The organism is Streptomyces sp. NPDC020422, assembly GCF_044386705.1.
Lineage (GTDB): Bacteria > Actinomycetota > Actinomycetes > Streptomycetales > Streptomycetaceae > Streptomyces.
Map to the genome: position 1 here is coordinate 175,791 of NZ_JBIRVJ010000004.1, position 16,155 is coordinate 191,945.

A 16,155-nucleotide genomic window follows, 5' to 3' on the forward strand; every position below is an offset into this window, starting at 1 on the left:
TATTCAGGGGCGTCTCCAACTGCCCCTGCCCGTCACCGATTACGTACCCGTCACGCTCGAAATGACGCGCTTTCAAACGACGCCAGTCGACCGCAAATGGTGCACACCGGGGGTAATTTTCAGCCAACTTCCCCTAGTCTTCAACCCTCTCGCCGTATCTCACGGACACCACAAGTCCCATGGTGACAATGCTGGACATCGATCTACATGTGCGTGTAGATGTGGATCGATGGATAGTGGCGCAGAATGACTTGGGGGTTTGCGATGCTATTGCATGAAACGCGCAGGTCGGAAAGCCGCGTGCCATGAGTACGCCACGTGCGCCGAAAGTGGCCGGAATCGATTCCACGGTTCCTCCACCCCCGCACACTGCGGCCGTTCCTCCGCTCGGTGCGCCCGCCGCCATGGCGCCGGTCCCGACCGACGGCCCCCTCCAGGACCGCCTCGCCGGCTGGGTCTCGGACCTCACCCTCCTCCACGAACTCACCGAGTCCCTGATCAGGACCGGCTCCCTCGACGACGCCCTGCACGAGCTGCTGCGCGCCGGAGCCGCCCTCGTGGGCGCCCGCCGCGGCATGGCCGTGCTCGAACCCGCCGACGGCCTCGGCCCGGTCGCCACCGTCGGCCTCGGCCTCGCCCACGCCGACCTCGGCACCATCGAGACCGTGCCGCGCAGCGTCACCTCCTACGGACGCATCCTCGACGGCCTCGACCCGCTGCCCGAGGGCTCGCTGCCCCGCCCCGTCGCCATCCCCGACCTGCGCGACGAGGCGGACCTCGACCCGCGCCACCGCGAGGTCGCCGCCCGCCTCGGCTACGCCGCCAGCTACGCGCTGCCGCTGGCCACCGAGCAGGCCGGCAGACTCGGCGCCGTCGTCTGGCTCTACGACGAGCCGGCCGAGCCCGCCGAACGCCAGCGCCACCTCGTCCAGCTCTACGGCCGGTTCGCCACCGAGCACCTCGCCCGGCTCCTGGAGGTCGAGCGCGCCCGCACCCGGGTCGCCACCATCGCCGAGGAGCTGCTGCCCAGCCGCCTCCCCCGGGTCCCCGGCGTCCAGCTCGCCGCCCGCCACCGCACCGGCCCCCGGGGCGGCGGCGACTGGTACGACGCGCTGCCGCTGCCGGAAGGCGCCCTCGGCCTGGCCGTCGGCTCGGTCACCGGCAGCGGGCCGAGCGCACTGGCCGCGATGGGACGTCTGCGCGCCTCGCTGCGCGCGTACGCCGTGATGGAGGGCGAGGACCCGGTCGCGGTCCTCTCCGACCTGGAGCTGCTGCTCCGGCTGACCGAGCCCGCCCGCTCGGCGACCGCGCTCTTCGCCTTCTGCGAGCCGGCCGCCCGCCGGATCGTGCTGGCCGGGGCCGGCCACACCCCGCCGCTGGTCATCGGCGAGCAGCGCACCGAGTACGTCGAGACCTCGCTCTCCGCCCCGCTGGGCATGCTGGCCTGCTGGGAGGCGCCGAGCGTGGAGCTCTCGCCGCAGCCCGGAGAAACGGTGCTGCTGTACACGGACGGGCTGCTCCGCCGCACCGGCGACCCCATGGACCGCGCCTTCGCCCGGCTGCACGCCGCCGCCGCGGGCGTACCGAAGGCGGACCGCTCGGACCCGGGCGCCGTCGCCGACCACGTCCTGCGCACCGTGCTGCCCGAGGGTCTCGACGGTCCGGCCGCCGACGGCGAGGACGTGGTGGTGCTCGCCGCCCGTTTCGAGTGAGATGCGCACCGGCGTCCGCGGGGCGCTCCACGTGAGAACCGCCACCGTCGTGACCCACCGGTAATGGGTCTTCCGCCTCTGGGCCCCCTTCCGCACGACCGTACGATGGGGAGGGTTCAGTGTCGTACCAGAGGAGGCAGACCCGTGGCGGATGAGCTCACGCCGGGCAACCCGGAGACCCCGGAGGAGTCCGAAGAGCAGGCGATCAAGCAGCGGAAGAACGGCCTGTACCCGGGCGTCTCCGACGAGCTCGCCGAGAACATGCGGTCCGGCTGGGCCGACACGGAGCTGCACGACCTGGCCCCGATCCCCCAGGCCGCCCACACGGCCGCCCGCCGTGCCGCGCTGTCCGCCCGCTTCCCCGGCGAGCGCCTGGTGATCCCGGCCGGCAACCTGAAGACCCGGTCCAACGACACCGAGTACAGCTTCCGCGCCTCCACCGAGTACGCGTACCTCACCGGCGACCAGACCCACGACGGCGTCCTGGTCCTCGAGCCGGTCGAGGACGGCCACCAGGCCACGATCTACCTGCTGCCCCGCTCCGACCGCGAGAACGGCGAGTTCTGGCTGGACGGCATGGGCGAGCTGTGGGTCGGCCGCCGCCACTCCCTCACCGAGGCGGAGCGGCTGCTCGGCATCCCGGCGAAGGACGTCCGGCAGCTGGCCGACGCGCTCAAGGAGGCCACCGGCCCGGTCCGCAACGTGCGCGGCCACGACGCCGGCATCGAGGCCGCCCTGGTCGACAAGGTCACCGCCGAGCGCGACGAGGAGCTGCGCGTCTACCTCTCCGAGGCCCGCCTCGTGAAGGACGCGTTCGAGGTCGCCGAGCTCCAGAAGGCCTGCGACTCCACCGCCCGCGGCTTCGAGGACGTCGTCAAGGTCCTCGACAAGGCCGAGGCGACCAGCGAGCGCTACATCGAGGGCACCTTCTTCCTGCGCGCCCGGGTCGAGGGCAACGACGTCGGCTACGGCTCCATCTGCGCCGCCGGCCCGCACGCCTGCACCCTGCACTGGGTCCGCAACGACGGCCCGGTCCGCTCCGGCGACCTGCTGCTGCTCGACGCCGGCGTGGAGACCACCGAGCTCTACACCGCCGACGTCACCCGCACCCTGCCGATCAACGGCCGGTACACCGAGATCCAGCGCAAGATCTACGACGCGGTCTACGAGGCGCAGGAGGCGGGCATCGCCGCGGTGAAGCCGGGCGCCGCCTACCGCGACTTCCACGACGCCTCCCAGCGCGTGCTGGCCGAGAAGCTGGTCGAGTGGGGTCTCGTCGAGGGCCCGGCCGAGCGCGTCCTGGAGCTGGGCCTCCAGCGCCGCTGGACCCTGCACGGCACCGGCCACATGCTCGGCATGGACGTCCACGACTGCGCCGCCGCGCGCACCGAGACGTACGTCGACTGCACCCTGGAGCCGGGCATGTGCCTGACCGTGGAGCCGGGGCTCTACTTCCAGGCCGACGACCTGACCGTGCCGGAGGAGTACCGGGGCATCGGCGTCCGGATCGAGGACGACATCCTCGTCACCGAGGACGGCAACCGGAACCTCTCGGCCGCGCTGCCGCGCCGGTCCGACGAGGTCGAGGCGTGGATGGCCGGCCTGAAGGGCTGATCCGTACCCGCCCGAGGCACCCGCGAAGGGCCCCGCCGACTCCGTGTCGGCGGGGCCCTTCGTGTACGCCCGGGTCCACGGCCACGCCTACGGCCGCGGCCACGTCTACGTCAGCGCGAGCGGGGCGTCCGGGCGCCATTTGACGATCTTGTCGAAGCTGACCAGCGCGCCGCCCCGACCCGTGCGCCCGAAGTGCACGTGGTCGGCGAGCTCCTCGATCAGCCGCAGGCCGCGCCCGTTCTCGGCGTCGGCCGCCGCCCTCGGGCGCTCGGGGAGCGGGGTGAAGCCGGGCCCGGAGTCGGCCACCTCGATGCGGCAGGTCTCGCCGTCGAGATAGGCGGTGACCCGGTACGCCTCCGAGGCCTCGCCCGGGCCGGGGGTGCCCCCGTGCTCGACGGCGTTGGCACAGGCCTCGGTCAGGGCCACGGACAGCTCGTACGACACGTCCGGGTCGACGCCCGCGGTCTCCATCGTGCCGAGCAGCAGCCGCCGGGCGAGCGGCACGCTCGCAGCCTCGCGCCGCAGATGCAGGGACCACCAGATGCTCATGCTCCAGCCTCCTGGCTGCGGCTCGACATGCTGCGGCACGACATACCGATACGTATTGCCGTACGGCGTGGTCCATAAGCCCCGAGCCGCCCGGAGAGCGCCCGTTCGGCGGATGCACGCGCACCGCACCCCGGTGTATGTCGCCGCGAAGACCCCCAAGGGCGACCTTCCGGACCTGCCGTATGGAGGGGGTGGGGCTGGTGCGATGATGGGGCCGCCATGTCTGCCCCGCTCGCGCCACGCATGCTGAGGGCCGCGGTGTTCACCGCGGTCTGTGTCGTGCTGTCCGCGACCGGCCACGCGCTGGCCGCGTGCGCGGGGATCGCGCTGTGGTCGATGGCCGCCGGCTTCCTCGGCGTCTTCGGGATCACGGTGCTCTTCACCGGTCGCGAGCGCTCGCTGCCCGCCATCGTCGGCGCGCTGGCCGCCGGCCAGCTCGGTCTGCACGCCCTGTTCGGGCTCGGCCAGCGCCGGCTCACCCTGGGCTCCGAGGCCGACCAGGCCCTCGTCCGGATGGCCGCCAAGCTCGTCTGCGGCCAGGGCGGCGCCGCCCTGAGCCCGGCCGACGCGGCCCGGATCGTCACCGACGCGGGGCTCGCCCCCGTCGCCGCCGGGCACGGCCACATGGCGGGCATGACCGGCATGGCCGGCATGACCGGGGGGACGACGACCGCCGTCCAGGCCGCCGCACTGCTGCCGAGCCTGCCCATGCTGCTCGGCCATCTGCTGGCCGCGCTGGCCACCGGCTGGCTGCTGCGCCGCGGCGACCTCGCGATCGGCCGGCTGGTCCGGCTCTCCGCCCAGGGCGCCGCCGAGCTCGCCGAGTGCGCGCTCGTGCGCTCCCTGCGCGCCGCGCTCTTCCTCGTACGCGCCCTGCTCGCCGGACTGCCGGGGGCTCCCGCCACCGGACCGCGCGGGCCCGCGCGTACCGCCTTCGACTCCTCGCCGCCGCCGGTGGCCGAGGCGCTCCAGCACACCGTGATCAGGCGCGGCCCGCCGGCCGCCGACTGCGTCCTCGCAGCCTGACGCGGACCGCTCGCAGGGAGCGGATCCGCGGTCGTCCGCGCGCGCGGACGACCCGACGACGTGTCACGTCGTCCGCATCCGACCTCTTCTCCGAGCTGGAGTGTCTTCTGCCATGAGCGTCTCCCGTACCCACCTCACCCGCGCCGTCCTCGCCGGCGGTGCCGCCCTCTCCTCCGTGCTGCTGCTGTCCGGCACCGCCTCCGCGCACGTCGGCGTGCAGCCGCAGGGCACGGCCGCCAAGGGCGGCTACGCGACCGTGAACGTGAAGGTGCCGAACGAGCGGGACAACGCCTCCACCGTGAAGGTCGAGGTCAACTTCCCCACCGACCACCCGCTGGCCTCCGTGATGCCGCAGCCGGTCCCCGGCTGGAAGGTCGAGGTCACCAAGGCCAAGCTCGCCAAGCCGCTGGAGCTGCACGGCAAGAAGATCAACGAGGCCGTCGCCAAGGTCACCTGGACCGCGGACGGCTCGAAGATCGGCCCCGGCCAGTTCCAGCAGTTCCCGCTCTCGCTCGGCCAGCTGCCCGAGGACACCGACAAGCTCGTCCTCAAGGCCATCCAGACCTACGACAACAACGAGGTCGTGCGCTGGATCGAGGAGCCCAAGGACGGCGCGCCGGAGCCCGAGAACCCCGCCCCCGTGCTGAAGCTGTCCGCGGCGACCGACGACCACCACGGCGGCGGCGCGACCCCGGCCGACGACGACAAGGCCGAGCACGACGAGAAGGCCGCCGACCACGACGACAAGGGCCACGAGGAGGCCGCCGGTTCCACCGACAACGCGGCCCGGGTGCTCGGCGTCGTCGGCATCCTCGTGGGTCTCGCCGGCATCGCCTTCGGTGTCCTCGCCGGACGCCGCCGCTCGGCCTGACGGCCGTTCCCTCTCCCGAAAGAAACACCATGTCCGACAAGAAGACAGCTGACCAGGACGGCGGCCGCCCCGGCCGCCGTGCCCCGCTGATCGCCGCCGCGGTGGCAATCGTCGCGGCCCTCGGGATCACGGCCGCCGTCGGCCTCGGCGGCGACGACACCGCGCCCGGCACCAAGGGCGGCGCGGTCGCCGAGGTCTCCGGCGGCACCGACAACGACAAGGCCGCCACCGTCCTCGACCGGCCGTTCACCAAGCCCGACCTCGTCCTCACCGACACCAAGGGCGAGAAGTACGACCTGCGCGCGGCGACCAAGGGCAAGCCGACGCTCGTGTACTTCGGCTACACCCACTGCCCCGACGTCTGCCCGCTGACGATGAGCAACATCGCCATCGCCCGCAAGCAGCTCCCCAAGGCGGACCAGGACAAGCTCCAGGTCGTCTTCGTCACCACCGACCCCGAGCGGGACACCGCGGCCGAGCTGGGCAAGTGGCTGCCGGCCGCCGGCGACCCGTCCTTCGTCGGCCTCACCGGCGACTTCAAGACGATCCAGGCGGGCGCCCGCTCGATCGGCATCGGCATCGACCCGGCGAAGAAGGAGAAGGACGGCTCCGTCGTCTCCATGCACGGAGCGCAGGTCATCGCGTTCTCGCCGACGACCGACCAGGGCTACGTCCTGTACGGCGAGAACACCAGCGCCGACGACTACGCCAAGGACCTGCCGAAGCTCATCAAGGGGGAGAACCCGTGACCCGCCGCACCACCGCCCTGTCCGCCGCCGTCGCGCTCTGCGCCGCGCTCGCGCTGACGGCCTGCTCGTCCGCCTCGGGGTCCTCGTCCTCCGACGCCCCGGAGCTCGAGGTGAGCGGCGCGTTCATGCCGCAGCCGGTGATGGACATGGCCGGCGGTTTCCTCACCATCACCAACGGCGGCGACGTCGCCGACAAGCTCACCTCCGTCACCAGCGGTCTCTCGGACGACGTCACGATGCACGAGACGAAGAACCAGAAGATGCAGCAGGTGAAGGCCTTCGACATCCCGGCGAACGGCGAGCTCAAGCTCGAACGCGGTGGCAACCACCTCATGTTCATGGAGCTGAAGAAGCAGCCGAAGCAGGGCGAGAAGGTGAGCATCGAGCTCCACTTCGAGAAGTCCGACCCCATCAAGGTCGACCTTCCCGTCGAGGCGCCGAACCACGACCCGAAGCAGCACTGAGCTACTTGAGGGAGTCAGGACGATGACAACCACCGCCCCGCGCCTCGGGCTTCCGGCCTTCGCCCGGCTGCTGCTCGTCGTGGCCGCGCTCTTCGGTGCGCTGCTCGCCACCGCGGGCCCCGCGTCCGCGCACGCGGCCCTGACCGGCAGCGACCCGCAGGACGGGGCGGTGGTCGCCACCGCCCCCAAGGACGTCAACCTCACCTTCTCCGAGCAGGTCGCCATGAGCAGCGACTCGATCAGGGTCCTCGACCCGTCGGGGAAGCGGGTCGACACCGGCGAACTCCGCGACATGTGCTCCGGCTCGATCGTCCGGTACGGGGTCGAGCTGCTGCCCGGACTGCCCGACGGCACCTACACGGTGGCCTGGCAGACCGTCTCCGCCGACAGCCACCCCGTCGCCGGAGCCTTCACCTTCTCCGTCGGCGCCCCCTCCACGACCACCGTGGCCCTGCCCGACCGGACCGCGGGCGGCGGGATCGTCGGCGCGCTGTACGGGATCGCGCGCTACCTCTCGTACGCCGGCTTCGTCGTCCTCGTCGGCGGCGGCGCCTTCGTCCTGGCCTGCTGGCCGCGCGGTGCCCGGGTGCGCCCGGTGCAGCGCCTGGTGGTCCGCGGCTGGCTCACGCTGACCGGCGCCACCCTGGCGATGCTGCTGCTCCGCTCCCCGTACACCGGCTCGGGGAAGCTCGCCGACGTCTTCGACCTGGGCGGGCTGCAGGCCGTCCTGGCGACGAAGACGGGGGCGGCGCTCTCCTCTCGGCTGCTGCTCCTGGGTGCGGCGGCGCTGTTCGTGGCCGTGCTGTTCGGCGCGTACGCCCGGCGGACCGACGAGGACGAGCACAAGGACCTGACCTTCGGCCTCGCCCTCGGCGGCACCGTCGTCGCGGCCGGCATCGCGGGCACCTGGGCGCTCGCCGAGCACGCCTCGACCGGACTGCAGCCGGGCGTCGCCATGCCCGTCGACATCCTGCACCTGCTCGCGGTCGCCGTCTGGCTCGGCGGCCTGACCACCCTGCTCGTCGCGTTGTACCGGGAGCCCTCGGTGGAGCGGGCGGCGGTCGAGCGCTACTCGAAGCTGGCCTTCGGCGCCGTCGTCGTGGTCGCCGCCACCGGGGTCTACCAGTCCTGGCGGCAGGTCGGCACCTGGTCGGCGCTGACGGACACGCGCTACGGGCAGCTGCTGCTGGTGAAGATCGGCCTGGTGGCCGTGCTCGTGGGCATCGCCTGGGTGTCACGGCGGTGGGTGCGGCGACTGGCGGACGGGGCTCGGGTGTCCGGGGACGCGGAGTCCTCGGAGGCGGCCGTTCCGGAGACCTCCGGGGGCGCCGACGGCTCTGACGCCACCGACGGGGCCGACGTGGGCAGCGGCTCCGACGGCTCCCACGAGGGCGCTGCCTCGGACGAGGTCGGCGGCTCCGACGGCTCCCACGAGGGCGCTGACGCCGACGGGGGCGGCGGCTCCGACGGCGTCGACCCCGAGCGCGCCGCGCAGCTCGCGCGGCAGCAGGCCGCCGTCGCCACCGCGCGGCGCAAGCGCGAGCGGGACGCCGATCCCGAGCGGGCCGGGCTGCGCCGTTCGGTGCTGACCGAGGCCGCCGTCGCGGTCGTGCTCCTCGCCGTGACGACCGTGCTGACCTCGACCGAGCCGGCCCGTACGGAGGAGGAGGCGGGCCGTCTCAAGGCGGCCTCCGGTTCCGCCGCCGTCCCCAACCGCCCCATCGACGTCCGGCTGCCCTTCGACACCGGCGGCGTGGACGGCAAGGGCACCGTGCAGCTCACCCTCTCCCCCGGCCGCACCGGCGCCAACGCGCTGCACATCTTCGTGCTGCGGCCCAACGGCCGGGCCCTGGACGTGCCCGAGGTGAAGGTCTCCTTCACCCTCAAGGCGAAGCAGATCGGCCCGCTGCCCGTGCTGCCCGACCGGGTCCAGACCGGGCACTGGACCGCCACCGGCGTCCAGCTCCCGATGTCCGGGGAGTGGCAGATGCAGGTGACCGTGCGCACCTCCGAGATCGACCAGACCACCATCGACAAGAACGTGAAGATCGGCTGACTCCGTGAACGACCCCGTGAGCAACGACAACCTCGACATCTCCCGACGGCGGCTGCTCGGCACCGTCGGCGCCGCGGGCGCGGCCGGTCTGGTGATCGGCGCGGCCGGCGGCGTGGGGGTCGCGTCGGCCGGGGAGGACTCCGGCGCGGCCGGCTCCGCCGCGCTGGCCTCGGTGGGCGCGACCGAGGTGATGTTTCACGGGAAACACCAAGCGGGGATCACCACTCCGCTTCAGGCCCGCGGGCATCTGGTCGCCTTCGACCTCATCCCGGGCGCGGGCCGGAAGGAGGCCGCGGCGCTGCTACGCCGCTGGTCGGCCACGGCGAAGGCGCTGATGGCGGGCCGGCCCTCGACCGCGGACACCGGGATCGCGCTCGACGCCGGGCCGTCCTCGCTGACCCTGACCTTCGGCTTCGGCCGCACCTTCTTCGACCGCACCGGGCTCACCGCGCGCCGTCCGCAGCAGCTGGACCCGCTGCCCGCCTTCTCCTCCGACGCGCTCGACCCGAAGCGTTCCGAGGGCGACCTGTGGGTGCAGATCGGCGCGGACGACGCGCTCGTCGCCTTCCACGCGCTGCGCGCGGTCCAGAAGGACGCGGACGGCACGGCGCGGGTGCGCTGGCAGATGAACGGCTTCAACCGCTCGGCCGGCGCCACGGCCCGGCCGATGACCGCCCGCAATCTGATGGGGCAGGTCGACGGCACGAACAACCCGAAGCCGACGGACGCCGACTTCGACCGGCGGATCTTCGTCCCGGAGGCCGCCCGGGGCACGGCGGGCACCCAGGAGTGGATGGCCGGCGGCTCGTACGCGGTCGTCCGGCGGATCCGGATGCTCCTCGACGACTGGGAGAAGCTCTCCCTGGACAAGCAGGAGAAGGTGATCGGCCGGCGGAAGGCGGACGGCGCGCCGCTGTCGGGCGGGACCGAGACCACCCCGCTGGATCTGGACAAGATCGGCCCGGACGGCAGGACCGTCATCCCGGACAACGCCCATGCCCGGATCTCCGCCCCCGAACAGAACGGCGGGGCGGCGATGCTGCGCCGCCCCTTCTCCTTCCACGACGGGATCGGGAGCGACGGGACCCCGGACGCCGGTCTGCTCTTCGTCTGCTGGCAGGCCGATCCGCTGCGCGGTTTCGTGCCGGTGCAGCGCAAGCTCGACCGGGGCGACGCCCTGTCCACCTTCATCCGGCACGAGTCCAGCGGCCTGTTCGCGGTGCCGGGCGGGGCGGCGGAGGGCGAGTACGTGGGCCAGCGGCTCCTGGAGGCGTAGGCACGTCGCGGGGGACCCGCTGCCATTAGGGTGACCGTATGTCAGCCACCCGGTATACGTATCTCGGTCCCGAAGGCACCTTCACGGAGGCCGCGCTGCGTACGCTGCCCGAGGCAGCGACGCGGGAGCTGGTCCCGATGGTCTCGGTCCCGGCGGCACTGGACGCCGTACGGAACGGGGAGGCCGCCGCCGCGCTGGTGCCGATCGAGAACTCGGTCGAGGGCGGGGTGACCGCGACCCTGGACGAGCTGGCCTCGGGCGAGCCGCTGATGATCTACCGCGAGGTGCTCCTCCCGATCGCCTTCGCGCTGCTCGTGCGGCCCGGGACGAAGCTGTCGGAGATCAAGACCGTCACGGGCCACCCGGTGGCCCAGCCGCAGGTGCGCAACTGGCTGCGGGCCCATCTGCCGGAGGCGGTGTGGGAGTCGGCGGCGTCCAACGCGGACGGGGCGCGCCTGGTCCAGGAGGGGCGCTTCGACGCGGCCTTCGCGGGTGAGTTCGCGGCGGCGACCTACGGCCTCGAGGCCCTGGTCACCGAGATCCACGACGCGGAGAACGCGGAGACGCGCTTCGTGCTGGTGGGCCGGCCGGCCCGGCCGGCGGCGCCGACGGGTGCGGACAAGACCTCGGTCGTGCTGTGGCTGGGCGACGACCACCCGGGTGCGCTCCTCGAACTCCTCCAGGAATTCGCCGTGCGCGGGGTCAATCTGATGTTGATCCAGTCCCGCCCCACGGGCGCCGGGATCGGCAACTACTGCTTCGCCGTGGACGCCGAGGGCCATATCTCCGACCGCCGGGTCGGCGAGGCGCTGATGGGGCTGAAGCGGATCTGCCCGAAGGTGCGTTTCCTCGGCTCGTATCCGCGGGCGGGGGTGGCGGTCGAGGACGTGCTGCCGCTGCGCCGCGGGACCTCGGACGCGGAGTTCACGGACGCCTCCGACTGGCTGGCGCGGGCCCAGGACGGCCGGGCCTGAGTTATCCACAGGCTCGCTTCTCTACCTGGGGACAAGTCGACAAGCACGGCGACCGGCCGCCTCCCAGGTCGACAAATCGTCGTCACCCCTGCTCCGGGACCCCACTCGTCAGGAGAACAATTCCCACTCGAAAGGGTGGGGAAAAGCGGGGAAAGATCGACGGCGGCTGCCATCCACAGATCTTTCGCACACCCTGTGGATAACCCTGTGGAGTCCGGAATATGGAAATTGCCGGAAAGCCAAGCAATTCGGGCAAAGCGACACGCAAACCTATATCGGGTAGGGGCCTGTGTGCCGCACCGGTAGCCTGGTGGGGTGATTGACCTTCGCCTGCTCCGTGAGGACCCCGACCGTGTTCGCGCCTCCCAGCGCGCCCGTGGAGAGGACGTCGCCCTCGTCGACGCCCTGCTCTCCGCCGATGAGCGGCGCAGGTCGTCCGGCGTCCGCTTCGACGAGCTCCGTTCCGAGCAGAAGTCGCTCGGCAAGCTGATCCCCAAGGCCTCCCCCGAGGAGCGCGCCGCGCTCCTGCAGAAGGCCGAGCAGCTCAAGACCGACGTCAAGGCCGCCGAGGCCGAGCAGAACGAGGCCGACGAGACGGCCCGCGCGCTCCTCCTCCAGCTCGGCAACATCGTCCACCCGGACGTCCCCGTGGGCGGCGAGGAGGACTTCGTCGTCCTCGAGACGCACGGCACCATCCGCGACTTCGCGGCCGAGGGCTTCGAGCCCAAGGACCACCTGGAGCTCGGCGAGGCGCTGGGCGCCATCGACGTCGAGCGCGGCGCCAAGGTCTCCGGCTCGCGCTTCTACTACCTCACCGGCGTGGGCGCGCTCCTGGAGCTCGCCCTGGTCAACGCGGCGATCGCGCAGGCCACCGAGGCCGGCTTCATCCCGATGCTCACCCCCGCGCTGGTCCGCCCGCGCGCCATGGAGGGCACCGGCTTCCTCGGCCAGGCCGCGGAGAACGTGTACCACCTGGAGAAGGACGACTACTACCTGGTCGGCACCTCCGAGGTCCCGCTCGCCGCGTACCACATGGACGAGATCATCGACGCCGACAAGCTGCCGCTGCGCTACGCCGGCTTCTCGCCGTGCTTCCGCCGCGAGGCCGGCACGTACGGCAAGGACACCCGCGGCATCTTCCGCGTCCACCAGTTCGACAAGGTCGAGATGTTCTCGTACGTCGCGCCGGAGGACGCCGAGGCCGAGCACAAGCGGCTCCTCGACTGGGAGAAGCAGTGGCTGACCTCCCTGGAGCTGCCGTTCCAGGTGATCGACGTCGCCACCGGCGACCTGGGCGCCTCCGCCTCCCGCAAGTTCGACTGCGAGGCCTGGATCCCGACCCAGGGCAAGTACCGCGAGCTGACCTCCGCCTCCAACTGCGACGGCTTCCAGGCCCGCCGCCTGTCCGTCCGCATGCGCGAGGAGCAGGGCGGCAAGAAGACGGTGCAGCCGCTGGCCACCCTGAACGGCACGCTGTGCGCCGTACCGCGCACCATCGTGGCGATCCTGGAGAACCACCAGCTGGCGGACGGCTCGGTGCGCGTGCCCGAGGTGCTGCGCCCCTACCTCGGCGGCCGTGAGGTCCTGGAGCCGATCTCCAAGTGAGCACCTTCCCGTACCGCCTGGTCGCGACGGACCTCGACGGCACGCTGCTGCGGGCCGACGAGACCGTCTCGGACCGTACGCGCGACGCGCTCGCCGCCGCCACGGAGGCGGGCGCCGCGCACATCGTCGTCACCGGCCGGGCGGTGCCCTGGACCCGGCACATCCTCGACGACCTCGGCTACGAGGGCATCGCGGTGTGCGGCCAGGGCGCGCAGGTCTACCACGCCGGTGAGCACCGGCTGCTGACCTCGCTGACCCTGGACCGGCAGCTCGCCGGGCTCGCCCTGTCGAAGATCGAGGCCGAGGTGGGCCCGCTGGCCCTCGCCGCGAGCCGCGACGGCCTGGAGGGCGACGTCCTGATCGGCCCCGGTTACCGGGTCCAGGAGGGTCCGCTGCCCTATGTGCCGTACGAGGACCCGGCCGAGATCTGGGCGGCCCCGCTGACCAAGCTCTACCTCCAGCACCCGACGCTCGGCGACGACGAGCTGACCCGTCTCGCGCGCGAGACGGTCGGCGGTCTGGTGGACGTGGTGATGGCCGGCCCCGGGATCGTGGAGGTCCTCCCGCTCGGCCTCAGCAAGGCGACCGGCCTCTCGCTCGCCGCGCGCCGGCTCGGCGTGAAGGCCGCGGAGACGATCGCCTTCGGCGACATGCCCAACGACATCCCGATGTTCGGCTGGGCAGCGCACGGCGTGGCGATGGGCAACGCCCACGAGCAGCTGCGGGCGGTGGCCGACGAGGTGACCGCCTCCAACGAGGAGGACGGCATCGCGCTCGTCCTGGAGCGCCTGCTCGGCGCGTAGCGGACGAGGCGGCTCTGTCCCACGAGGCGCCTCCGTCGGCCGGGGCGCCTCCGTCCACCGGGGCACCTCCGTCGGCCGAGGCATCCCGGTCCGGCCCCCGGCAGCCCGGTCCGGCCCCGGCAGCTCGGTCCGGTCCCGGCAGCTCGGTCCGGTCCCGGCAGCTCGGTCCGGTCCCGGCAGCTCGGTGCCGGCGCGGCGTGAGAAGCGGGGCGGCCCGCGCGGTTCGCCCCCGCGCGCTCGAAGCGGCCGCCCCGTTTCCGTACCCCTAGTGTGCGTCGGTGCTCCCCGCGCGGACCACCGGTTTATCCGGTGTGTGCCGGGTCAGCGGCCAGAAGGCGAGCCCGATGACCAGAGAGATCGCGTGCCCGAGGTCGGTGTACGTGTGGTTGCTGACCAGCGGTACGGCGAAGAAGGCGACCGCGCCCGCGAGATAGAACCAGCGCCAGGGCCCGGGCAGCCGGTAGGTCAGGATGCCGACCGAGGCGGCGAGGCCGTAGCTCACCCCGATGTCGACGACGTGCGCCATGCTGCGCGGCACGTCGTGGTCCTGGATCGCCTCCAGGACCACCTTCTGGCTGATGAGGGTCGCCGCGATGTGCGCGGTCGCCACCACGACCAGCCACTTCGCCGTGCCCAGCCAGCGCTCGACCGGGGCGTGGAAGACCTCGAAGAGGACCGCGTAGAGCAGCAGGCTCGCCGGGTTCTCGATCCAGAACGCGCTGCCCAGCAGCGCCTCCATGGGGTGGCGGGAGAGCTCGTAGAGATTGCTGCTGTTGCGGTGCAGCAGATAGCGCTCCAGGCCGTCCGGGGAGAGCGCGATGAACAGGCTGGTGACCGCGATGACGGCCAGCCAGACATGCGTACCGGGTGACGAACGCACCCACGACCTGATCGGTCGGGACGGCTCGCCACCCGGCGCATGGGAAGAGGTTTCGCGTGGCACATATGCGTGCCTATCACCCGAAGCCGGGTGACACCCGTGAGGAACCTCAGAAATTGATCATGTGTCCGGCGATGCCGTGGATGGCTTCCTTGACGGCCTCGCCCAGCGTCGGGTGCGCGTGGACGTTGCGGGCGACCTCGTGGACGGTGAGGTCCCACTGCTGCGCCAGGGTGAGCTCGGGCAGCAGCTCGGTGACGTCGGGGCCGATGAGGTGGGCGCCGATGATCTCGCCGTACTTCGCGTCGGCGACGATCTTGACGAAGCCGGTGGCGTCGCCGAGGCCGTGGGCCTTGCCGTTGGCCACGAAGGGGAACTTGGCGACCTTGACGTCGTAGCCCTTCTCGCGGGCCTGCGCCTCGGTCCAGCCGAAGCTGGCGATCTGCGGCTGGCAGTAGGTGGCGCGCGGGATCATCGGGTAGTCGAGCTCCATCGTCTCGGCGTCCCCGATGGTCTCGGCCGCGATGACGCCCATGGCCTCGGCGGTGTGCGCGAGCATGAGCTTCGCGGTCACGTCGCCGATGGCGTAGATGTGCGGCACGGAGGTGCGGCAGCGACCGTCGACGTCGATCGCGCCGCGCTCGGTCAGGGCGACACCGGTGTTCTCCAGGCCGTAGCCGGAGACGTTCGGGGCGAAGCCGATGGCCTGCAGGACCTTGTCGGCCTCCAGCACCTTCTGGACGCCGTCCTTGCCGGTGACGGTGACGCGGACCTGGGGGCCCGACTCGTCGATGGCCTCGACACGGGTGGAGGTCAGGACGTCGATGCCGAGCTTGCGGTACTGCTTCGCGAGCTCCTTGGAGACCTCCTCGTCCTCCAGCGGGGCGACGCGGTCGAGGAACTCGACGATCGTGACCTTGGTGCCGTAGTTGTTCAGCACGTACGCGAACTCGATGCCGATCGCGCCCGCGCCGGCGATGACGATCGACTTCGGGGCGTCCTCGGCGAGGATCTGCTGCTCGTACGAGACCACCCGGTCGCTGAGCGAGGTGCCCGGGAGCAGCCGCGGGCTGGCGCCGGTGGCGATGATGCAGTTGTCGAAGGTGATCGTCTCCGACGTGCCGTCGGACTTGGCCACCTGGAGGGTGTTCGCGTCCACGAAGGTGCCGCGGCCGTTGAACTCGGTGATGCCGTTCTTCTTCATCAGGAAGTGGACGCCCTTGACGCGGCCGTCCGCGACCGAGCGGCTGCGGCGGAACGCCTCGCCGTAGTCGAAGGAGACGGTGCCGTCGACCTTGATGCCGAAGGTCTTGGCCTCGTGGTTGAAGATGTGGGCGAGCTCGGCGTTGCGCAGCAGCGCCTTGGTGGGGATGCAGCCGACGTTCAGGCAGACACCGCCCCAGTACTTCTCCTCGACGACCGCGACCCGCTTGCCCAGCTGGGCGGCGCGGATGGCGGCGACGTAGCCGCCGGGGCCAGCTCCGAGTACGACGACGTCGAAGCGGTCTGACATGACTGACTCCCGAGGGTGGTGAGGGTGTTCGGTCCACGTACGAGTCCACGTACGAGCCCACAG

The 16,155-nt window shown here is 72.0% G+C and carries 14 protein-coding genes; 11 read left to right on the forward strand and 3 right to left on the reverse strand.

The features are described 5' to 3' along the window. The first annotated feature begins 404 nt into the window (after positions 1 to 404). Entirely contained in the window at positions 405 to 1,712 is a 1,308-nt protein-coding gene (locus ACH414_RS11605) for a PP2C family protein-serine/threonine phosphatase (protein ID WP_382538845.1), read from the forward strand. A 105-nt stretch (positions 1,713 to 1,817) separates the two neighbouring features. Next, positions 1,818 to 3,326, forward strand: coding sequence for an aminopeptidase P family protein (locus ACH414_RS11610; protein ID WP_382538849.1), 1,509 nt, complete (start codon positions 1,818 to 1,820; stop codon positions 3,324 to 3,326). 105 nt (positions 3,327 to 3,431) lie between these two features. On the opposite strand, the gene ACH414_RS11615 is transcribed toward ACH414_RS11610, so the two are convergent. Then, positions 3,432 to 3,875: an ATP-binding protein gene (locus tag ACH414_RS11615; RefSeq protein WP_382538852.1), complete on the reverse strand. Its 444-nt coding sequence runs from the start codon at positions 3,873 to 3,875 to the stop codon at positions 3,432 to 3,434. Positions 3,876 to 4,094: 219 nt separating this feature from the next. Here ACH414_RS11615 and ACH414_RS11620 point away from each other — a divergent pair, with 219 nt between their 5' ends. The 9 genes from ACH414_RS11620 (at position 4,095) to ACH414_RS11660 (ending at position 13,699) form a co-directional block, all read left to right on the forward strand. After that, positions 4,095 to 4,901 (forward strand): hypothetical protein, encoded by an 807-nt coding sequence (locus ACH414_RS11620; RefSeq protein WP_382538855.1) that lies wholly within the window; start codon positions 4,095 to 4,097, stop codon positions 4,899 to 4,901. A gap of 112 nt (positions 4,902 to 5,013) precedes the next feature. Further along, on the forward strand, positions 5,014 to 5,772 hold the full coding sequence (locus tag ACH414_RS11625; protein WP_382538857.1) for a YcnI family protein: 759 nt from the start codon (positions 5,014 to 5,016) through the stop codon (positions 5,770 to 5,772). A 29-nt stretch (positions 5,773 to 5,801) separates the two neighbouring features. Then, entirely contained in the window at positions 5,802 to 6,521 is a 720-nt protein-coding gene (locus ACH414_RS11630) for an SCO family protein (protein WP_382538860.1), read from the forward strand. Next, a complete protein-coding gene (locus ACH414_RS11635) occupies positions 6,518 to 6,985 on the forward strand; it encodes a copper chaperone PCu(A)C (RefSeq protein ID WP_382538863.1) in 468 nt (155 codons plus the stop codon). Before ACH414_RS11630 ends, ACH414_RS11635 begins: the two co-directional genes overlap by 4 nt. A gap of 22 nt (positions 6,986 to 7,007) precedes the next feature. Beyond that, positions 7,008 to 9,041, forward strand: coding sequence for a copper resistance CopC/CopD family protein (locus tag ACH414_RS11640; RefSeq protein WP_398941652.1), 2,034 nt, complete (start codon positions 7,008 to 7,010; stop codon positions 9,039 to 9,041). Positions 9,042 to 9,045: 4 nt separating this feature from the next. Beyond that, positions 9,046 to 10,317, forward strand: a complete 1,272-nt coding sequence (gene efeB / locus ACH414_RS11645) for an iron uptake transporter deferrochelatase/peroxidase subunit (protein WP_382538869.1) — start codon at positions 9,046 to 9,048, stop codon at positions 10,315 to 10,317. 38 nt (positions 10,318 to 10,355) lie between these two features. Then, positions 10,356 to 11,291 (forward strand): prephenate dehydratase, encoded by a 936-nt coding sequence (gene pheA / locus ACH414_RS11650; RefSeq protein WP_391769718.1) that lies wholly within the window; start codon positions 10,356 to 10,358, stop codon positions 11,289 to 11,291. Positions 11,292 to 11,606: 315 nt separating this feature from the next. After that, positions 11,607 to 12,896, forward strand: coding sequence for a serine--tRNA ligase (gene serS / locus ACH414_RS11655; protein ID WP_382538875.1), 1,290 nt, complete (start codon positions 11,607 to 11,609; stop codon positions 12,894 to 12,896). Further along, positions 12,893 to 13,699, forward strand: coding sequence for an HAD family hydrolase (locus tag ACH414_RS11660; RefSeq protein WP_382538878.1), 807 nt, complete (start codon positions 12,893 to 12,895; stop codon positions 13,697 to 13,699). The genes serS and ACH414_RS11660 overlap by 4 nt, the downstream gene beginning before the upstream one ends. Positions 13,700 to 13,964: 265 nt before the next feature. On the opposite strand, the gene ACH414_RS11665 is transcribed toward ACH414_RS11660, so the two are convergent. Continuing rightward, complete coding sequence (locus ACH414_RS11665; protein WP_382538881.1) at positions 13,965 to 14,579, reverse strand: rhomboid-like protein; 615 nt, start codon at positions 14,577 to 14,579, stop codon at positions 13,965 to 13,967. A 109-nt stretch (positions 14,580 to 14,688) separates the two neighbouring features. Further along, positions 14,689 to 16,092, reverse strand: a complete 1,404-nt coding sequence (lpdA, locus tag ACH414_RS11670; protein ID WP_382538884.1) for a dihydrolipoyl dehydrogenase — start codon at positions 16,090 to 16,092, stop codon at positions 14,689 to 14,691. Between the last annotated feature and the right edge of the window lie 63 nt (positions 16,093 to 16,155).